Source organism: Polyangiaceae bacterium (assembly GCA_016715885.1).
In the GTDB taxonomy this organism is placed as follows: Bacteria; Myxococcota_A; Polyangia; order Polyangiales; family Polyangiaceae; genus Polyangium.
Genome location: JADJXL010000023.1, coordinates 79,883 through 100,704, shown reverse-complemented (window position 1 = coordinate 100,704; position 20,822 = coordinate 79,883). Strand labels below are relative to the sequence as shown.

General features: G+C 59.8%; 17 protein-coding genes. 6 read left to right on the top strand and 11 right to left on the bottom strand.

Annotation, left to right across the window (positions count from 1 at the left end; genetic code table 11):
• Positions 1–146 precede the first annotated feature (146 nt).
• Positions 147–1,355, bottom strand: coding sequence for a glycine C-acetyltransferase (gene kbl, locus IPM54_33860; GenBank protein ID MBK9264758.1), 1,209 nt, complete (start codon positions 1,353–1,355; stop codon positions 147–149).
• 115 nt (positions 1,356–1,470) lie between these two features.
• Positions 1,471–2,271, bottom strand: coding sequence for a hypothetical protein (locus IPM54_33855; GenBank protein ID MBK9264757.1), 801 nt, complete (start codon positions 2,269–2,271; stop codon positions 1,471–1,473).
• A 62-nt stretch (positions 2,272–2,333) separates the two neighbouring features.
• On the opposite strand from IPM54_33855, the gene IPM54_33850 reads away from it, so the two are divergent.
• On the top strand, positions 2,334–2,915 hold the full coding sequence (locus tag IPM54_33850) for a hypothetical protein (protein ID MBK9264756.1): 582 nt from the start codon (positions 2,334–2,336) through the stop codon (positions 2,913–2,915).
• 109 nt (positions 2,916–3,024) lie between these two features.
• On the top strand, positions 3,025–4,125 hold the full coding sequence (locus tag IPM54_33845; GenBank protein MBK9264755.1) for a HupE/UreJ family protein: 1,101 nt from the start codon (positions 3,025–3,027) through the stop codon (positions 4,123–4,125).
• Between the two features lie 29 nt (positions 4,126–4,154).
• Here IPM54_33845 and IPM54_33840 read toward each other — a convergent pair whose 3' ends face one another.
• The 3 genes from IPM54_33840 to IPM54_33830 form a co-directional block, all read right to left on the bottom strand.
• Positions 4,155–4,793 (bottom strand): hypothetical protein, encoded by a 639-nt coding sequence (locus IPM54_33840; GenBank protein MBK9264754.1) that lies wholly within the window; start codon positions 4,791–4,793, stop codon positions 4,155–4,157.
• Positions 4,794–4,933: 140 nt separating this feature from the next.
• Positions 4,934–5,917: a polysaccharide deacetylase family protein gene (locus tag IPM54_33835; GenBank protein MBK9264753.1), complete on the bottom strand. Its 984-nt coding sequence runs from the start codon at positions 5,915–5,917 to the stop codon at positions 4,934–4,936.
• A gap of 149 nt (positions 5,918–6,066) precedes the next feature.
• On the bottom strand, positions 6,067–6,714 hold the full coding sequence (locus IPM54_33830) for a Uma2 family endonuclease (GenBank protein ID MBK9264752.1): 648 nt from the start codon (positions 6,712–6,714) through the stop codon (positions 6,067–6,069).
• Between the two features lie 184 nt (positions 6,715–6,898).
• On the opposite strand from IPM54_33830, the gene IPM54_33825 reads away from it, so the two are divergent.
• Both IPM54_33825 and IPM54_33820 read left to right on the top strand, forming a co-directional pair.
• On the top strand, positions 6,899–8,989 hold the full coding sequence (locus IPM54_33825) for a protein kinase (GenBank protein MBK9264751.1): 2,091 nt from the start codon (positions 6,899–6,901) through the stop codon (positions 8,987–8,989).
• A gap of 68 nt (positions 8,990–9,057) precedes the next feature.
• Entirely contained in the window at positions 9,058–10,008 is a 951-nt protein-coding gene (locus tag IPM54_33820; GenBank protein MBK9264750.1) for a DUF1731 domain-containing protein, read from the top strand.
• A 64-nt stretch (positions 10,009–10,072) separates the two neighbouring features.
• On the opposite strand, the gene IPM54_33815 is transcribed toward IPM54_33820, so the two are convergent.
• Both IPM54_33815 and IPM54_33810 read right to left on the bottom strand, forming a co-directional pair.
• Positions 10,073–10,816: a DUF429 domain-containing protein gene (locus IPM54_33815; protein ID MBK9264749.1), complete on the bottom strand. Its 744-nt coding sequence runs from the start codon at positions 10,814–10,816 to the stop codon at positions 10,073–10,075.
• Complete coding sequence (locus tag IPM54_33810; GenBank protein MBK9264748.1) at positions 10,813–12,033, bottom strand: radical SAM protein; 1,221 nt, start codon at positions 12,031–12,033, stop codon at positions 10,813–10,815. Before IPM54_33810 ends, IPM54_33815 begins: the two co-directional genes overlap by 4 nt.
• 653 nt (positions 12,034–12,686) lie before the next feature.
• Between IPM54_33810 and IPM54_33805 the strand changes: the two genes are divergently transcribed.
• Positions 12,687–16,028 (top strand): protein kinase, encoded by a 3,342-nt coding sequence (locus tag IPM54_33805; GenBank protein MBK9264747.1) that lies wholly within the window; start codon positions 12,687–12,689, stop codon positions 16,026–16,028.
• A gap of 85 nt (positions 16,029–16,113) precedes the next feature.
• Positions 16,114–17,487: a hypothetical protein gene (locus IPM54_33800; protein ID MBK9264746.1), complete on the top strand. Its 1,374-nt coding sequence runs from the start codon at positions 16,114–16,116 to the stop codon at positions 17,485–17,487.
• Positions 17,488–17,506: 19 nt separating this feature from the next.
• On the opposite strand, the gene IPM54_33795 is transcribed toward IPM54_33800, so the two are convergent.
• The 4 genes from IPM54_33795 to IPM54_33780 form a co-directional block, all read right to left on the bottom strand.
• Positions 17,507–17,914, bottom strand: coding sequence for a hypothetical protein (locus tag IPM54_33795; GenBank protein ID MBK9264745.1), 408 nt, complete (start codon positions 17,912–17,914; stop codon positions 17,507–17,509).
• 176 nt (positions 17,915–18,090) lie between these two features.
• A complete protein-coding gene (locus tag IPM54_33790; GenBank protein ID MBK9264744.1) occupies positions 18,091–18,426 on the bottom strand; it encodes an AHH domain-containing protein in 336 nt (111 codons plus the stop codon).
• Positions 18,423–19,562, bottom strand: a complete 1,140-nt coding sequence (locus IPM54_33785; GenBank protein MBK9264743.1) for a hypothetical protein — start codon at positions 19,560–19,562, stop codon at positions 18,423–18,425. Before IPM54_33785 ends, IPM54_33790 begins: the two co-directional genes overlap by 4 nt.
• 404 nt (positions 19,563–19,966) lie before the next feature.
• Positions 19,967–20,602, bottom strand: coding sequence for a hypothetical protein (locus tag IPM54_33780; GenBank protein MBK9264742.1), 636 nt, complete (start codon positions 20,600–20,602; stop codon positions 19,967–19,969).
• Between the last annotated feature and the right edge of the window lie 220 nt (positions 20,603–20,822).

Below are 20,822 nucleotides of genomic sequence, written 5' to 3'. Positions count from 1 at the left end.
TATGGGGGGTGTCCGCGCCTCGCCGTGCTTTTGTGCGAAGCGCAAAAGCACCGGGAGGCGAGCCGCGGACCCCCCCATCGTAAACTAGGCCTCGCGCAGCGCGCGTCCCACGCGCGCGAAGCGAGGGTTCAAATTCTGGCCCGGCTTCAAGCCAGAACTCCCAACCGCTTCCCTGCCCTCGTGAACGCGTCGATCGCTCGGTCGACGTGTTCGGGCGTATGCGCCGCGCTCAGTTGAACGCGAATGCGAGCTTCGCCTTTGGGCACGACGGGATAGGAAAAACCAATCACGTAAATGCCTTCTTCCAGCATCGCTGCGGCAAGGTCTGCCGCAAGGCGAGCGTCCCCGAGCATGATCGGCACGATGGGGTGAATGCCCGGCTTGATGGTGAATCCCGCATTGGTCATTCCTTCACGGAAGCGCTTCGCATTTTGCATGACGCGCTCACGCAAAGCGCCTTCCTTGTCGAGCAGCTCGAAGACGGCCAGCGACGCGCCGACGATGGCGGGCGCCACGGTATTCGAGAACAGATACGGGCGCGAACGCTGGCGAAGCAAATCGATGATCTCCTGCTTGCCCGTCGTGAACCCGCCGCTCGCTCCGCCAAGCGCTTTTCCAAGCGTCGACGTCATGACGTCGATGCGATGAAGCACGCCGCATTCTTCAGGTGTTCCGCGCCCCGTGGGGCCAATGAAACCCGTCGCGTGAGAATCGTCGACCATCACGAGCGCGCGGTACTTTTCAGCCAAATCGCAAATCACGTCGAGTTTGGCGAGGTACCCATCCATGGAAAAGACACCATCGGTGGCAACCATGCGGATACGCTTGTTTTGGGTTTTTCGCAGAGCATCCTCGAGCGCCGCCATGTCACCGTTCGGATAACGATGCCGCTCGGCTTTGCATAGCCGAATGCCATCGATGATCGAGGCATGATTCAGCGCGTCGGAAATGATGGCGTCTTCTTCGCCGAGCAGCGTTTCGAATAAGCCCCCATTGGCGTCGAAACACGACGAATACAAAATCGTGTCGTCGCTGCCGAAAAAACGGCTGACGGTCGCTTCGAGCTTCTTGTGCAGATCTTGCGTACCGCAGATGAATCGCACACTGGACAAACCGAATCCGTGCGAATCGATGGCTTCTTTCGCGGCTTGGATTACAACAGGATGCGAGGACAAACCGAGGTAGTTGTTCGCGCAGAAGTTCAGAACCTCACGGTTCGCGTCCGCCCCCGGTTCGCTCGATGCACGGATCGCAGCCCCCTGAGGAGTCGTGATGACGCGCTCGCTCTTGTAGAGGCCGGCGGCGCGGATTTCATTGAGAGCCTGGGTATAGATGGGTTTGGCGACGTCGTACATGGCGCGCGCAGTCTACAACAAAACCACCGGGCGCGTCGAGATGTGACGTGTCAGGCGCACGAACCCGTCGGGGCCCGCGGGCGGCCCGAAGCTCCATAACGCGTGTCCTTGCACTTCATGGCGCATCGGCACGCGCTCCCGCCAAAAGCCCCCTCGCCGTCGGATCCTCGACGTACTTCTGCACATAAGCGCGTTTTTGCGCAATTTCAGCCGACAGCGCCGGTGACGCGTCCTTGGCGAGCTTGCCGAGCTCGGCCCAAATCCATTCGGCTGCGTATGGCATGACAAACGGATTTTCCCTCAATATGGAAAGCTTTTCGTCGTCCGTATTCGCCGTGCGCAGGGCTGCGAGCGCTGCTGCCTGCGGAAGAACGCGATTCACGATGCCTTCGGCGACGACCAGGCGCCGCACACCCGCGTCACCTCCAAATATCGCGAGCATGGCATTTTCACGGTCCGCATACGATACGAGGAGCCACGCCTGCCCCACTTTCGGCGGCGGGTCGATACGATATCCTTCGGCATTCAAGTCGACCGTCGTCCCAGCTCGCACGGAAAGCGCGCGGCCAATTCGTTCGGGGTCGTCCACGGCCGCGGCATCCTCGAGGCGCGCCAAGTACCTGACAAACTCGGGTCGCGAAACTTCCACGAGCGCCGCGTCGATGTGGGCCTGCGTGATGCGCGGCAGAACGCCCGCGCCCGGACCCACCGCCGTGCGAAATGTGATCTCGCGCGATCCGCTGCCGAAGAATGCGAGCAGAAAAAGGGCGACGATGGCGGCTGCGATGACGGGCCACCGCATTTTCCCAAGCCGCCGCAGCACCAAAGACCTGGTGCTCACGATGATGAGCGCAACGAGGCCCAGTACGGCCAGGAAAAACCCGATGAAATGTCCACCCGACATGCCTCCGGTCATCGTTCACTCACCCTTGGCCACGAACATCTCGTGGGGATATCATCGGCAGGCTTGGAGGCAAGATGCAACGCGCAGCAAGCTGTTTCGCACTCGTGATCCTCGCCATGACGACGGTTGCGTGCATGGATCAAGGTCACTCCGACCGTACGATGCTCGAAGTGGAAGCAGCTCGCCGCGGGGCCGCGCAAGAGGGCCGGCTGCAAGCGCTCGAACGGGAGCACGCATTCCTCATGCAACAGGTCGCCGTGCTGTCGGCAATGACAAACCCGAGCAGCACGCACGCATCGAACAAGGAAGACGAACGCGACAAGAAACTCGCCGAGCTATCGACGCAGGTTGCAGGCGTTGCGCACATGATATCGGCGTGGCGCGAGGAAGAGCGTCCGCAACCGATCGATCCCGAAGCTCGTCGCGCTGCAGAACAAGGATCGGCCGAAGATCGAGCCGCTGCAGTGCGCAAGGTGCAGGCGCTGATCGATGCGGGCAGGATCAGACTGACGATGCGCAACGGTCGTATTCAACTGGCGCAGGTGCGTCCCATCGATGTTACGGATCCGTACCAACCTCCCTCCGCAAAACCAGCCCCGGCCACCGCGCCATCCATCACGGTGCCCAAACGACCCATCGACCGGCTCGGGTTTTGACAGGCATTGTCCGGGTGAGGTTTTACGTAGCGCCGCGAATCAAACAACATCCGCATTTCGATCCCACGTCGAGTGTCGAAGCCAAAAATTGGCTCGGTGAGGCAGAGCAGTGCACAAGACGATACGGTTTTTCTGGTACGCCTGTTTCGCAATCTTCCTTTGCGCCTTTTTTCCAAGCGCGGCCCTCGCCCATCAGGCGGGTTTGTCGCGGGGTGAATATCGGCTCGACGGCGCGATGCTCACGGCGGAGCTCGTGTTTGCGCGCGTGGATGCGGCGCTGCTCGTTCGAGGGCTCGATGACGACGGAGACGGCGCGATTTCCGCGGTCGAAGTGCAAGGTGCCCGCACTGCGTTCGGCAAAGCGGTCGCCCCGCGGCTCGTGGTTCGTGCAGGCAAAGACGAATGCATGGGCAACATCGACGATGCATTTCTCGTCGAGGAAGATGGGTTGTCTTTGCGGCTTTTGTATTTGTGTCCAGCGCCTCCAGCGTCGGTGCGCGTGCGTTTCGACCTCGTCGATGACTTGTCCTTCGGTCATCGGCACATTGCGCGTGCCGAATCGGGAAATGTGGTCATCGAGGAGGTGCTGTTCGGCGCGCAGCGCGAAATGGAGATTCAGCCGGTCGAGCGTTCCGGCGCTGCGGTAAAACCAACACAATCGACGAGTTTCGGGGCATTTTTCTGGATGGGCATCGAGCATATTTTGCTCGGGTATGATCACCTCGTATTTCTCTTTGGTCTGGTGCTCGTTGGAGGTCGCTGGCGATCGCTTTTGCTCGTCGTGACGGCATTTACGCTTGCGCATTCGATCACGCTGGGTCTCGCGGTGCTCGGCGTATGGGCGCCGAGTCCCCGGATCGTGGAGCCGCTCATTGCATTGTCCGTGGCGTACGTGGGGGTGGAAAACCAATTCGTGAAAGACGCGGACAAACGGTGGCGAATTACGTTTCCATTCGGTTTGATTCATGGATTCGGGTTTGCGGGTGCGCTTGGGGAAATCTCGGTTCCTCGAGCGGACGTGCCGAAAGCCCTCGTTGCATTCAATCTGGGCGTCGAGGCAGGGCAACTTGCCGCGCTGGCGGTGGTTTTGCCGCTCGTCCTTGCCGCTCGAAAACGCGAATGGTTCGAGAAACGCGGCGTGCGTTTTTTGAGCTGGGCCATTGCGGGTTTGGGAATCGTGTGGTTTTTGACGCGAATCGTGGGGGAGTAGACGACTCTACGTGCTCCGCCGTCAGGGGCTCACTCCGGCAGCCACAAGAGCTTGTCCATGATCGGGTCCAGGCATTCGACGATTTGTGAACCCATGTCGCCGCAATTGAGTTTTTTCAAACACCCCTCGAACTGTTGCCGCCCTTGACCGTTCATGGCGCCGACGGCACGCGAGAGATGCAGTTTGAGCCCGCCTTCGAGGAGCGTTTTGCATTGCGCATAATCGGCCTCGCCACAACGATCGACGCTCGAACAGATTGCCAGAATGAACGGTTCGAGGTCGGCTTGCGGGGCTTCGCACGCGTCGAGCGCGCTCGCACCACAGCGGGCAACGGCGGTGGCGTATTCATTGGTGAATGGATCGCCATCGATGTGCTCGAGCGCCTCGCGGGAACACCGCGCCGTTTCGCGGAGCATCTTCGGAGAGGCAAGAGTACGAGCTTCCATGCATTTCCGGAGGCTCGGCATGGCTTCCGACGACGTTGCGGCACGTCGATGCAATGCATCGAGGTACTCGCACCACACGCGTTGCGCATCTCGTTGCTCGAGAGAATCGGCAGTAGCTTGCGGTGCAGGAGCCGCCGGAGTTGCCATTGCAGCGGCGGGCTTTGCAACTTGCGATTTCGTAGCCGACGGATTCGACGGGGATGCGGTGCAACCGACCGTCATGGACAGCATGAATGCGGCGCCGATATGGCGACGACGAATGTTTCCCCTCACGCTCGACCTACCTTCCCGGGTGCAGCCCCAGGCGCATTTGCGAGGGCAAAGGTCGGGCCGATGTGTTCGGGCACTTTGGTCACTCGCGGTCAGCCCACGAGCATCCGCCATTTGTATATTTCGGCGGGTTCGTCCTGGCCGATCGCCAATCGAGGTACGTTCAAGGGGTCCACGCCACCGGGCCAGCACAGGCCCGTTGCATTGGTGAATCCAAGGTCGAAACCGGCCAGCCCAGCTGCTCGACGCGTCATCCCGGTGACTCGATGACCGACGGGGTACCCTATGGTGCGGACGTCCGTACCAAGCACGTCACGAAGAAGATGTTTCGATTTTTGCAGGTCGAGCAGTGCATCGTCCGGCGACAGCGTGGCGAGCACGCGATGCGCGTGTGAATGCGATGCAACCGCCATTCCTGCATCGTGTAATGCCTTGACGTCCCGAAAGCTCATGATTGTGCTTTTTGCAATCTTTTGCTCTTCCGATGCGTCGATCGCCACGCCCGTCGCACGCTCGAGCTCGTCGAAAAAACGTCCCAGATCGAGCGCTGGGGTTCGTTTGACGAGGCGCAAGAGCACCCGGCGAGCGTGCTCCTTTCCCGTCGTGAAATCGAAGGATAGGGGGAACGGATAGCGTAACTCCACGGCTGGAATGCGACAACGATGCAAAATGAGGCTTATGCGGTCCCACCAAAAAAGGCGCCCCGAATCGGGATATGCCGTTGGAATGAAAAACGTGGCAGGCACGCCTTCTTTCTGCAATATCGGCAAAATGACGTCCCGACAGTCGACGTATCCATCGTCGAACGCGAGCATGACGGGATTTGGGGGCGAACGTTTGCCCTGGAAGAACGCGCGGACTTCTTCGAGCGACACGATCGTCCCGGTCGATCGAACGACGGCTATCTGCTCGGACAAACCATTTGCGTCGGCTTCGCGCACGTCGGGATCCAGCTCGCCAATGGCGGAGGGATCACCCACGCGGTGGTAAGTCAAGATCGTCAGAAACGGCAGACCGATGCGCGTTCGTAACCACAGCAGCCGGTCCAATATGCCGAATTTGCTCAAGTTTTGCACCGCTCGAACCTTGGTTGAAGTCCCGGACGGTGCGTATGGAGAAGGCATCGCCACAACAAGCCGTAGTTCAGCACACTTTCGTTCGATGTGCTCGCTTGAAAGACGATGCGATGGGTGGGTGGCTGGGTGGACGGAAAAATGCGAAAATATTATGGATTTTCCGTCTCGGTGGGTTCGTCTTCGTCGTCGCCGAACATGAATCCCACGGACAATTCGAGCGCATCGAAGGGTTCGGCGCGAACGGTCAATCCAGCGCTTGCTCCGCGCACGAATAGATATCCATCGGGCGTGCGACGGTACACGATGAGAATGCGGTTTTGTGGATCCAAAATCCAATAATGAGTCACTTCGGCGCGGTGGTAGATTCGGAGTTTGTCGTCCAGATCCCGTGACGCCGTGCTCGTGGAAAGAATCTCCGCCACCCAATCCGGCCGCTCGGTAACAACGCCATCCGGACCCGGCTCGGGCATCTTGCCGACGCGATCGCGACGCCAGCCCGTCAGGTCCGGACGAACTCCCTCGCCGTGAAGGAGCATGTCCACCTCTGACATGATCCACCACCCGCCAGGACGACCGGTGCCACCAGGTCGGCAATTGAACGGCCCAAGGGCCTCGCCCAACTTAATCTGCGTGAGGGCATGTAGAGGCTTGGGCTGCGCCTTGTACACAATGCGCCCGTGGATCAGCTCGGCGCCTTTTTCTTCGGGCTCCGCGAGCCACTCGGCCACGGTTGCTCGACGCTCTGGCGCAGCCGGCGCCTTGCGAACAGCACGCTGGACGGGGTCCGAGGTCGTCATGGCCGGAGTGTACACCAGCTCGAAGGAAGAGTCTCGGGAATTGCTCCGATGATGCGGTCGCGCCCCGGGTTTTTCCTTTGCGGGCACGAACCTACCGACCGGGCCGGACGGCAAAATCCTGCCCAATTCCAAAGATTGCGTCGACCATTTGGGCGAGCAGCCAGGTTTCCGGTATGATTGCGACATGTTTCCGACCGAGCCGGTTCCGGAGCGCATCGGCGCGTACAAGATCGTGCGGCGCTTGTCGGGTACTGGCTCGACGAAAGTCTATGTCGGCCGCAAGGAAGGGCCGATGGGCTTTGCGCGTCAATACACGCTGAAGCTCGTGCCGAACACCGCCGAGGGGGACACGCGGTTTGCCGAGGAACTTGCGCGGGAAGCAGCGATCTGTTCGACGCTGAACCATCAAGCGATTCAGCGGATGATCGATTTTTTCGAACATGACAAAAACTTGGTTTTGGTGCTCGAGCATATCGATGGTCCGACGCTCGAACGGCTCCTGTCGTATCTCGAACAGAGCAAGAGGCCTTTATCGGATGGGGCCAAGGCATATGTGGGGCGTGAAATCGCGTCGGCGCTGATGCATGCGCATGCGGCGCGCGACGAAGACGGCAAACCGATGCCGATCGTGCATCGGGGGCTTCATCCGGAGCATGTATTGGTGGGATGGGATGGGCAGGTGCGCCTTTCGGGCTTTGGAATGGGCAAGATATTGGGGCGGAGCCCGGATACGGTCGTGGCGATGCAAAAGGCTGGACCGGGATTCAAGGCGCCGGAGCAATTGCGCGGCGAAGCGGTGACGCCGAAAGCCGACGTGTATGGTCTCGGGCTCTTCATTTGGTCGCTTTTCACAGGGCAAAAACCGTCGGAAAAAGGAATTCGGCCGGCGCGCCTTGCCACGATGCGCCCCGATTTGCCGAAGCTCGTGTCGCTTGCCATTGATGCGGCGCTCGAAACAGCCGTGGACAAGCGTCCGGCGACGTGTCGCGACATCGAAAAAGCGCTCGGGCAAATGGCTGGGATCGACAAAGGTCGTGACGAATTATGTGAAAAGGTCGAGCTCCTGCGGGATTTGCGGACGAATCCGGACAGTGGTGCTCGACCGTCGATACCAGCGGCATCGAGGCCCCGCATTTCGCTGCAAGGTATTCGTCCGGCGGAACCTGCGGTATCGAGCAAAGAGCGGCTTTCGACGATCCCGCCTGCGCCGCCGGCGGGGATTCGTCCGACGGCATCGCTGCCGCCGATATTGTTCGACGACGTGCAGCCGAAATCCGTGTATCCGCTCCTGCGAGCGCTCGCGGAAAAAGTACCAAAATCGGAAGGAGGTATTCCCAGAGCGCCGCGCGTTCCGCACGTGGAACCCGTGCCGTCGTCGGTAAAATCCGAACGCGTGCCGCGGTCGGGTGTACCGAAACTCGCGATTGCCGCGCCGCTCGAATTGGACCCCGAATCACGCGTACCACGCACGGAATGGATGGCGTCGGTTCCGGACGAAGAAGATTTTGATAAGCTCTTCGACGACGTGACGAGCCGTTCCCCGAGTGAATTGGAAGCCGCGGGAATTGGTCGAAATGCCGGCGAGGAGAATGCTGATGCTCCGCAAAGGTCGCGACGGCGTATGCAGTTTGCGGACACGATACCAGCGGATGCGGACGCGCCATCGACACTCGCGTCCCCACCGATTGGGCCGCCGCCTGATCCCAATGCAAAGCCGGTGCGTTTTGGCCCGCGTCCGGAACCTCCTGCGCCGCCCAAGCTGAAGCGTGGTTTTGCGCCTCCGCCGCTTCCGCCTGCGCGTCGAAAACGGCCGCCCGTGGTCGCTCTCGCCGTGGTATTCGGACTCGTTGCGATTGGTGCCGCATTGGCGGTCATGTCCTTGTCGGACAAACCCGATGTTGGTCCTGCCAAACAGGCATCGGCGTCGGCAAGCGCGTCGGCGGCGCCACCTGTTGCAAAAATCGCAATGACTGCGCCAGCCGCATCGACTCCCTCCGCGGCGCCGACGGTAACGTCCGCAGCGCCTGTGGAGCCTCCCCCGCCGCCGCTTCCTTACGGGCAAGGGTACATCACCGTGATGTATTCCGGGGATGCGACGGTGTATTTGAGCGGCCGGAAGGTAGGACAAACCAATACGCGCTTGCAAAACAAATGTGGTCGTTATTTCGTGCGAGTCGCGAAGACGGCTTCCGGTGCGTATCCAGAATGGTTGTCGGCGGGCGAGTCGGTGGCGATTCCGTGTCAGGACTCGATACGCATCACGATTTCGCGTTAGCGTCCCAACCCGCATCATTGCCAACGCAAAAACTGGTTCATGTCGCGATTGGCAGCTAAGCTTCTCCCATGAAAATCATCATCCCTGGCGGCAGCGGCCAAGTCGGCCAGGTGCTCGCGCGTCATTTCGTCGGCCAAGGCCACGACGTCGTCGTCTTGTGCCGGAGCGCTCAGGTACCCGCCGGGCGCGTCGTTTCGTGGGATGGACGGACGCTGGGCGGCTGGGCAAGTGAAATCGATGGGGCCGACGTCGTCATCAACCTCGCGGGGCGCACGGTCAATTGCCGGTATACCGAAGAAAACCTCCGGCAGATGATGGATTCACGGGTCGAATCCACGCGCGTCGTGGGCCAGGCCATCGAACGAGCGTCACGTCCGCCCAAGTTGTGGCTGCAAATGAGCACCGCGACGATTTATGCGCATCGGTTCGATGCGCCGAACGACGAAGCAACTGGAATCATTGGCGGGGATGAACTCGATGTTCCGTCTTATTGGGCATACAGCGTGCAAATTGCGAAAAATTGGGAGCAAGCTCTGAATGAAGCGAAAACGCCATCCACGCGCAAGATTGCCCTGCGGACGTCGATGGTCATGAGTCCCGATCGCGAGGGCATTTTCGATGTGATGTCGGGTCTCGTGCGGTTTGGCCTCGGGGGATCTGCTGCCGGGGGCAACCAATTCGTCTCGTGGATTCACGATAAGGATTTCGTTCGCGCCATCGAATTTTTGATGGCTCACGAGGAAATGGACGGTCCGGTCAATGTCGCTTCTCCGGGGCCGCTTCCATACAACGACTTCATGCGTGCGATGCGCGATGCATGGGGCATTCGATTGGGGCTACCCGCCACGAAATGGATGCTCGAGATTGGCGCTTGGGCCATGCGCACGGACACGGAGCTCGTGTTGAAGAGCCGTCGCGTGGTTCCCGGGCGGCTGCTCGAAAAGGGATTTGCGTTTGATTTTACCGAATGGAGCAAAGCGGCGAAGGATTTGGTGGCGAGGTGGAGAGCTCAGGGGTAACGATTGGTCGTCGCGGACTCCGCCTATATTCTTCGAGCTCGAGCTGTTTCGTCAATGCAATCGATTACGCCCAAATCGCCACGGGCAAACCATACTCGTCCCGTTCGTACTGCGTCGGAAACGGCTGCGCAATTCCATCATGAAGGCGCTTGGCGATCACGAGGCCTGCCAACGCATCGAGCATATCGTCGACCGCGGCACCTCGCGGCGGTTTTGCAGCAAGAATTGCCGGCGAAATGCCGGCCGAGGCAAGGAGCCTTCGGCGCTCATCGAGGCCCGGAGGATAGGGGCGGTTCTTGACCTTTTTGGGCTCGGTCAAGGGGCGCTCGCCATTGAGCCGCCAGAATGCGACTTCGGGATGCACCTCGTGCACGATGTTCACGATGTCAAAATTGTCGCGCAAGAGCCCATCGAGCTCTCTGATCTTCGGAAAGATTGCGAAGGATTGCTTCGAGACTTTTCGTGGTGGATCGGAATGCTCGAGCGATTCCTTGCAGGCGGCAGCATAATCAGGCGCATAGACGGCTCGACGCGCGGGGACCGAAAACACGGATGATTGGCGTCCGCCAAGGAGAGGCCGGACGGCTCGTTCTGCCGCGCGTCCGCCGGGCCCTGCTCGTTCGGGGAGGCCGATCGGCATGTCGACGGCAATGCGTGCGAATGGTCCGTGCTCGATGATATCGCCGAAACGCGCGAACACGCGAACGTGCACATCGGCGAGGTCATCCGTAGGCGCAATCGCCGCGATCCATCCGTCGGGGCAACCGTCGATGCCGGCAATGCAACGAAGTAGCCCATTCCCACTCATAACGCTCCCCCCGAATCCCCTCCCTCCGCCTCCGGCCACGGTTCCTCCACAATCGCGAACAAGCCATGATCGTACGGCTGATTCGGCGCCTGCGACCGATGCTCCAAACGCTCGCGAATGCCCCGTTTTGCCAATTCCTTCACACGATGATAACAGAACGGATTGTTCCCCCGACGTCCCAGCGTCGTGTGCACCATCCACGAACATCCCGCTCGGCACACGTCCGCGTAATAGCAAGTCTTGCAAAAACCCCAAAGCTCGTCCGTCGATCGGTCACGCGCAAATCGAAGGACGTCATTCGATTCCCATAATTCTTCGAGCTTCATCGTGCGCACGTTGCCCCCATTGTACGGCGCCGTCGGCAACGTCGGGCATCCCTTGACCGTCCCGTCCGATTCGATGCCCATATTAAAAATGCCCGCCATGCAGCTTTGGAAATGCGTCTCGGGGCTGCCCACGCGCGAACGCAGCATTTGCTCGTAAGGACCGAAATAACCGATGTTGTTGTTCGGAAATATATTGAAGTACGGCGCCTTTCCCGCGAAAAAATCCTCCGCGGCTTCCCGTTGAATGTCTGCCAGCAATTCAATGACGTCCACCACGCGCCAAGGTTCGAGGATCCATTCGGGATGATCGGCCGCGCGTCCCATGGGCCCCGTGAGCTGCACTTGCCAAGCTTCCACCCCTTTGGCACGCAAAGTCGCTGCGACTTCACGCAAAAGCATCCAATTCAGCCGATTGATTTGCGAATTCGCCGAAAGCGTCAGCCCCACGGCGCGCGCATTGTCGAGCGCCTGAATGGCCGCTGCGTGACTCCCCAAATTGCCGCGCAGTTTGTCATGGATACGCGCAGGACCATCGATCGAAACGCCCAGCCCCGATAGCCCCGCTTCTTTGAATGCTCGCGCACGCTCCATCGTGAATGCTCGACCACCCGTTTGCATGGTCGCTCGAATACCCAAGCTCACGAGCTTGCGCACGATGTCGTAGACATCCGGCCGCAGATATGCTTCGCCCCCGATGAGCGTCACTTCGCGAGTCCCAAGGCGCGCCAGGCTCTCGGCAATCTCGAACGATTCTTCCGTCGACAATTCTTTGACGCGGGCAGCTCCCGCGCGCGAGCCACAATGCTGACACGGCTGATCACACTTCATCGTGACTTCCCACACGACATAAATCGGCCGCGGTCGGCTCGGAACATCATCGGCCCTCAACATTCGCACTGGGTCGTTCGGCACCCGCGGAAAGTCGCTCATGTCGAGCAGCGTAGCGAGTTGACAAGCGAGTGTCTCGCAGGGATGTTCGAAGCATGAAAATTGGTACGCGCCTTATCGCTTGTCCTTCGTGTTCGTGTCACGCATTCGCACGTGAAACCTCTTGTCCCAATTGTGGCGCTGTACTTCGTGCACCCGACGGCTCACTTCCGCGTACAGCAGGCGCGATGATGCTTGGTTTGACGCTCGCCACGGCGTCGTACACCGCATGCAGCGATGAATCCGGAGGCCCAAGCACAGGTGGTTACGCTGGGCAGGGCGGCGCGGGTGGCGAGGGCGGCGTGGGCGGCAGTGGCTTTGGCGTGGCATCGGCGATCATCGTCGGGAGATCCAGGGGTCCCAGGTGGCTGGGGCGAAGCTGTTGGAGCCGGAGGCGTTGGAGGCATGGGCGGCGCGAGCGGCATGGGTGGATCGGGCGGCAGGAGGATCGGGCAAATAGCCGAGGCAGTCGCGGACCAATCACGAAAAACCTCGTTGCTACCGCCAGGGTATTGACGTTTCGTCGCGTTCTTCGTGGCACGACGTCCCCCTTTTCCTGCGCCGCGTCTCTGCTATCCTCCCGCGCCCCGACTCATCGTTCCCGGATTGCGCCTCGAATGCGTCTTGGTTTGCTCTCGCGTTGGTTTGTCGCCGGCAGCACGGCCCTCATGCTGCTCGGTACGACCGTCTCGTCGCATGCGGCGACGACAGCAAAGATCAATTCGTATGAGTACCAAGGGTTATGGGAGTATCGCTGGGGCGATTCACCAAGACAACCCGGGGCGTACGTTTGGGCGTCACCGACGCACGACAACGGATGGCGACCCCTGCGAGAAATCTCGGCGCACGAAGGCCGCGGCAGGCAGCGCTTCATGTGGATGCGCACGCGGCTCGAGGGTGACGCCCTGCATGATCCAGTGCTGCATCTTCGCGGGGTCGATCAAATCTTCGAGGCGTATCTCGACGGCAAACTCGTCTACCAGCATGGCTACTTCGAAGGGCCGAGCGCGCTGAAATTTTTGGGCTACAAGCCGCACGACATCCCCCTTGGCGAAGACTTCACGGGCAAGACGCTCGCGCTGCGCATCTACTCCGACCACGTCAACATTGGACCGGTTGGCCAGCCCAAAATCGGCCCGCGCACCGAATTGACCCTGGCAAACATTCGCTCCGACCTCCCGGTCCTCGGCATGGGCGTCATTTTATTGTCGCTCGGCCTTTTCATTCTCGGACTCTATCTGTCGGATCGCAAAGATCGCAGTCATCTCTTGTATGGTTTGCTTACGCTGACGCTGGGGATTTATCTCCCTGCTGCATCGCCGATTCGAGGTTTTTTGATCGACGCGCCGCTCGGGTGGCTCCATCTCGAACTTGCGAGTTTGTACTTGGTGCCGATTGTTTTTGCGGCCTACGTCGATCACATGTTCGGGCCGGATCGGTTTCGCATTTTGCGCGTGTTGCGCTGGGCTCATTCGGCCTATTTTGCGGGCGCCGCAGTGGTGGTCGCGCTGGGCCTCATGGGGCCGCTGCATACGCTTTTGCCATTTCAAGTGCTCATGCTGCTCACCATTGCAGTGATCGCAGTTCGCGCGATTGCTGGGGCCGTGCGAGGCGACCTCGATGCACGCATTTTTGGCATTGGATTCGTCGGCATGACCGCTTCGGCGGTGCACGACGTGCTCATGGCCACGGGTCTCGTCTCGCGCGCTCACCCGGCGCTCGGGCACGTGGGCATGTTTCTTTTCACGTTGTCGCTCGGGCTCATCGTGGCTCGGCGGTTCATGGCGGCGCAAGAGCGAGCGGGCAAGTATTCGCGCATTCTCGAATTGAGTCTCGCGTCGGCGCAGGTGCTCGAACGGGGGCAACATGCGCGCGTGGGTCTCGACGAGATTCTGCGGCTTTGCCCGCACGAAAGGCACTGCTCTTCGCCACGAAACCGGGCCCCCGTCGCCGACCTCGAATTGGCGGCGGCTCGTGAGCCCGGCGAGCGCGAGATTCCTCGAGACAAACTCACGTATCACGAGGACATCGTCGAACAAGTTCGGGCGCGTCGCGTACCGGTGATGCAAAAACGCGTTGCAGGAACGCGCAATACGGTGATTGCCGAACCGCTCATCGTACGAAACGAGCTGCTCGGCGTGCTGTACCTCGAAGGAGACGGTGCGCCGCGTGGATTGCAAGAAAGCGATCGATCGATATTGCACGTTCTCGGGGAAAAGTTGTCGATTACGATCGTCACGACGCGTGCCATTCGTGCCGAGCTCGACAGTGCGCTGCAAAAGAAATTGATTGGCAAGCAGACGGCGCTGCTCGATGCCGTGGCGCGCCTGGCCGCTGGCGACATCGAAACGCCGATTCTGGTGGAAGGGCACGGCCAATTTGCCGACTTGGCCCGGGCGCTCGATACGATGCGCCGCGACGTACAGGCCAAGATTCGAACCATCGAAGCCAAGAAGGCCGAAGTCGAAATTCTGAACGAAGAATTGCGGCGAAAAATTCAACAGCATACGACGAGTTTGCTTTCGTCGCTTCGTGACGACGACGAAATGGACGACGACGACGAGCTCGTGGATGGCGGGCCCACGTTCGAGCCGGGGACGGTCATTGCCGAACGTTATCGCGTATCGAATGATCTCGGACAAGGCGCGATGGGCGTCGTGTACGACGTCGAGCGAATTCGTGACGGCCGGCATTTTGCCATGAAAGTGCTTTCGAGCCGTCGCGACAAAGTCGCCATGACGCGTATGGTGCGCGAAGCTCAGATTTTGGCGCGCATGGATCATCCGAACCTCGCGTCCATCGCCGACGTCGACGTCACACCGGATGGCCTGTTGTATTTGGTGATGGAACTATGCAAAGGCGAACCGCTTCAGCGACACAAGGCGCGATATCGCGACGTACCGTGGGCGCTGTCGGTATTGCGTCAAATGGCCGAAGGGCTGGCCGCCGTGCATGCTCGAGGTGTCATTCATCGCGACTTGAAGCCAGGCAATGTCATGGTTTTCGAGCGCCCGGATGGTACTCCTTCGGTGAAGCTCGTGGATTTTGGAATATCGACGCTGACGCGTGATCCAAGCGAAGGAGGCCCTGTATCGGAGCGCGGTCGAGACATGGATGCAGCGCCCAATTCGCGACGTTCAATGCCGACGATGTCGGGTCTCGATACGCCGAAAGACATCGAACCGCCGCCGAATTCACGGCGCGCGAGCCCTTCGCTTGCGGGAATGGACATACCAAAAGACATCGAACCGCCGCCGAATTCACGGCGTTTCATGTCGTCGATGCCCGCCATGCCGGCCAGACCGGCGCTCGATTCAATGGACGCTCCGCCGCCTTCCCGTCGAGCAACGCAGACGCTTTCCTCCATGCCTGCGCTCGATTTCGGTGACGCGCCGCCGCCTTCTCGTCGAGCAACCCAAACGCTTACTTCCATGCCTACGCTCGATTTCGGTGATGCTCCGCCGCCTTCTCGTCGAGCAAGTCCCACGATATCCAATCTATCGACGATCGACATATCGGATGCTCCGCCGCCCTCACGACGAAGCTCGCCGGGGTTTTCGGCCATCGATGCGCCGCCGCCATCGCGGCGAAGTGTGCCTCCGCCGGTGCAAGAGGTCACGCGAACGGGCATTCTCGTCGGAACGCCGACGTACATGGGTCCTGAGCTCGCGAAAGGGTCGAAGCAATGGAAGTCCCATTCCGACGTTTTTAGTTTTGGCGTGATGGCGTATGAGATTTTGACGGGGAAAAAGGCATTTCACGTTCCGCCCATTTTCGCCAGCATGCAGGGACAAACGTTGCCGCGTCCTGGCGGATTGCGACGTGTCAAAGGATTGGACCCCGAGCTCGCCGCGCTCTTCGAACGCTGCATGGATGCCGATCCAAGCAAGCGCCCGACGGCCGCCGAAATTGCAGAAATCCTCGCTCGGGCCGATCAAGCAAAAGTTCGCGTGGGTTGAGCCTGAAACGATTCACATTTGTTTTGCGCCGACGTCCATCCTCGTGCGACCATTTCGCGCATCCGAACATCGAGAACGTGCCCCCATGATACGAGTGTCTGCGCTGGTGCTGCTTGGCATGATTGGATTTGCCGGTTGTGGAGGTGCGAAAGTGGCCGCTCCGGCAACGACCGCCGCGGCGGACGTCGAGCAGGATGCGACGAAGCCGCCGATGCCGAAAAGTGCTACGCCGGCCGCGACGAAGCCTGATTTCGCAGCGTATCGACAGCATCTCGCAGATGCCAATGCCGCATATGCACGAAAGGATTACGCGGCATTTCTCGCGTCGACCGAGCGAGCCACAGCCGCGCTCTCGAACAGTCCGCGCGCCATGTACAACGTTGCATGCGGATACGCATTGACGGGCAAGTCGGCAGAAGCCATCGGGCAGCTCGAAAAACTCGCCCAAATGAATTTGTATTTCGATGTGATGCGTGACGATGACTTGGCAAGTCTGCGCAACTTGCCCCAATTCACCGCCGTGTTTGCTCGGTTTGGAGCATTGGAAAAGGAAGTCCGCGGAACGAGCGCCCCGGCGTTCACGTTGCCCGAGCGCGATACCATTGCGGAAGGCATTGCCCACGATTCGCAGACCGGAGCTTTCTTCGTGAGCAGCGTGCACAACCGCAAAATAATAAAAATATTGCCTGGTGGACGAGCGCAGGATTTTGCAACGAAGGATCTCTTTGCCGTCTTGGCAATGGCCGTCGATGCAAAACGTCGAGCGCTTTGGGCGTGCAGTTCGGCCGTCCCCGAAATGAAAAATTTTCAAGAAACGGACAAAGGGCGCGCCAAGATCGTGGAATTCGATATCGATACGGGAAACTTGCGCCAAACGATCTCCCTCGACGAATCGGGCATGGGCCACATGTGCAACGATTTGGCCGTCGATGGCGACGGCACCGTATTCGTATCGGATCCTGCGGCGTCGATGGTGTATACGGTTCCACCGGGAGGAAAAACGCTGGATGCATTGGTGCCTCGGGGGGAATTCGCTGCGCCGCAAGGCATTGCCCTCACGAGCGACGGCCAATCGATTTTCGTTGCGGATTATTCGCGCGGGCTCTTTCACGTGGATCGTTCGTCACGCGCGGTGACGTGGATGCTTCCGCCGGACGATTCGACGCTCGTGGGTATCGACGGGCTCGTGACTCATCGAGGTGACTTGATTGCCATTCAAAATGGGATTCGGCCGCATCGGGTAGTGCGCATTGCGGTGGACGTGTCCGCGAAGGTCGTGCGGCGGGTGGAAATTTTGCAAATGAACCATCCGGCGTTCAACGAACCGACGCTCGGGGTGGTCGTGGGCAAAGAACTGTTTTACGTGGCGAACAGCCAATGGGGCAGTTTTGACAAGGGTGTCCTTTGGCCCATGGACAAATTGAAGGAACCGGTGGTGTTGAAGCTGGGACTCGAATGATGCGGCTTCGCGGATTCGTTCAGAGCTTGATGGGTTTCGACGTCCACACGTTCGGCTGCTTTTCCGGTGGCAATTCCGAATCCCATGCGAGGATGAAATCCAGGCCCTTCAGTTTGGCTTGCTTCCAGCGCTGCACGAAACGGTCGGAGAGGTAAATCACGCCGCGCGGTTTATCTTTCTGGCGGAAAATATCGACCCCTTCGACGACGGACGGGAAAAATACATGCCTCCCGACCACGTCAAGCGTGCCTTTATCGTTGCGCCACCCTTTCGATTGAACGTGATCCAACGCTTCGAGCGCCCGGGGATTGTACGCAAACAGCTCCACGCCGCCTTCGTCTTCGAGAGGTAAGAGCTCCCCAAAGGCGTCCAGCATGTCCCGAAGCGCATCCACCGCCGAGCGCCGAAACACCAGTATGCCGGTCATGAACATGAAGGGGGGCATCCGAAGGTTTGCACCCCTCACGCTTCGTTGCTCGCACACGACGGACCCGAACCGGTTTCCACGTTTTGCTTCTGGGCTTGCCGTTGAGGCGATTGAATGCCTCGTATGTATCGTCATCGTCCCATGTCAGCATCTCGTAGCCCTTGCTTCTTGCATACTCATAGATTTGCATCGAAAAACGTCCCGTTTTCTAGGGTTTCTCGGATTCGCTGGAGGATTCGAATCGCATCTTTTCGTGACTTCGCCTTTTCAAGTGCGCGCTCGACGCTCCTATAATACTTATCCGTGTGGACCATCGAGTGCACGATGGATCCCTTGGGGTTGGGCGACTTCGTGGTTGCCGGTAAAAACACGCCGTTCCAAGCCTCATCGATGTGGATCTTGAACTTGTCAAGAATTTTTCGTGCATTTTTGGCCCTGTCATCTCCATGCGCCACCATGTGGTGCAGTGCTTGACCGGCCTTCCGAATAATGTTGAAGGGCGGCGCCTTCATCGCTTTCTCCAAACGATACCGATGCGCCTTCGCCGAAACGGAAGCGACGACCGTGCCAATCCGAACGAATCCCCGACCCCATTCGTCGCGATGGGAATGAAAATGGGAATGTTCTCGAGTCGCTTCACGGCCGTCGTCAGCGCCTTCGCGCCTTTGCTCACGGCCGACGCTAGCAACCTGGCCCCACCGAGCGGACCCAGCGCCACTTCCAGCAATGCGAATTCAACGAGCATGACGCCGACGTCGATGGCGAACAGCTTCGCCTCGACTTCGAATTTGCCTTGCTCGAATCCGGCCTGATAACCTGCCATGACCAAGCCATCGAGGATCGGATCGTCATACTCGGGCAATGGCTCGATCGTATTCAGCGCATCCGCCATGCGCTGCTGAATCTGCTCGAGCGACCCTGGATCCGATGTCAACGCGCGTTTCAACCACGAATCGCTCTTGTTGATGACCGCCTGTGACTCCGCTGCGCCTATCGTCACGGCTTTTCCGAGCACGTAAGCATTCTCGAAGCCCAAATGAAACGCCACGTTGCGAGCACGCAACGATATCAATTCTTCCACCGAATATGCCACACGCGGCTGTTTGTCGCAAAAGAACGGGCTCCGAATCGGTACATCCGATGTTTGCCCAAAGAGGAGTCGTGCATCCGATAGACGCTCTTCGATCGATACGGGCACGGGACATGGTGCGGGCTCTGGTTCGAACGCGGGCACTTCCAAAATGCTCGGCTGCGGAATGTGCGGGCACCACGCATCCACGCGACTCAATGGCAGCAATCGGAGGTTTTTCGTGGGCCCGTCCTCTGCGTATTTGAAGACATATCGAATGTGTGCAGGATCCTCCTCGCCGGACGTCGACGCAGCCAGTCCACTTTCCGTTGGAAAATCGAAATACACCCCGGGACCCAGCTCCGGAGGCTTCCAGCACACGTTGAATACCCGCTCTTTTGGAATCGGTCGCGACGCGGGGACCGCGGGAGCGCAACCGGCGACCCCGAATGCGCACAATAAACTTGACAACCATATCAAAACCCGGAGTCGCTGACCGAACCGCCCCACGACCAAGACCAACCAGGTTTGGAAAACCTTGAAGAGATGCCCCATGGCCGCCAGTGTCGATGACCACATGCGGACATGTCAACTCAAACGCGAACGGCGGTTCGCATCATCTTTGGACCCTCGTCCTCCCGCTTCAGCGTCACCCCGCACCGGCGCCGAATGGCGTGCGGATCATCTCGTTGCGGCGCTTTGTGGCACGATAGCTGGCGCGCACGGCGCACCGATTCGCGGCGCATTCAATGAGCGGCGAACGATGCCGCGGCGCATTCCGTGAGCGGCGCGGCGGCCTGCGCCGGTCAGTTTATGCGACGCGAGAGCGTCATTGGACACGGCAACCGGCGCGCAGCTCCGCGGCGAATTCGGCAAGCGACGAAGGACTTGGTTGCGGGCTCCGTCAGCGGCGCATGGTCGAGCGGCGCAAAACGATGACGCTCACGGCGCAAAGCGCCAATGGGACGTCGATGAAAACGGCTTCAGCCTTCCTGGGCAGGCTCCGCGGACTTCGCGTGACTGGGCGCTGGGTAGCGATTCGCAAGGCCGTGGAGCGATTCGAGGAGCGCGCGGGCGCGCTTGTGGTCGGTTTCATGGCCGTGGCGGATGACCCACGCGAGCTGACGTTCGACGTCCGCGAACGTCGCCGAGCAGGCCGATAGCGCCGCGCGTTTTCGCTCATAGGGGCGCCGAGCCGTGCCTTCGCCGTAACCAGTTGCCGTAGCGAGCGTTTCGGTCGCTTCCTCGACCTCCACGAGCCAGGCCTCCATTCCGAGCAGCGCGATGTCCGCTGCATTTTGAGGTTCCTTGGCGAGGACCAATTGGTTTCGCCCGAAATCGACCTCTTGGTGATACTTCATTTTGGTTTGGCCGCTGCCGGCGCCCTTCATGAATGCCTTTTGGAGGCGTCCCGCTGCGGCGCGTTTCGCCGCGTCCTTGTCGTGGGACGCAGCATAAAGCAGCCCGCCGCCCTTCCTTTGCGTGGCGTCCCAGCCATCATCCGCCGCTTCCGCGCTGTCCGAGCCGCCGTCGGCCGAGACGAGCTCATCGAGTACCCATGTGATTCGGAGCTTGCATGCGACGACGAGTGGCGCGTCGACCAGGGATTTGGCCGCCATGCGATTCGGCCCGAGATAGGGCGCGTGATCAATGAGGCCCCCACTCCCCTTGCGAGAGCTCGGGGACATATCCTTTGAATCCGTCTTCGGTAATGTGCGCAAAGCTTGGTGCTGCCATGGCGTTCCTCCGTGGGTCGCAAGCGTACACGAGGAGTGGAAGGAAAGTAAAGTGGCGTGGAGCGTGTTGGTTTTTTTAGCATTGACGCGTCCATGTCGCCTT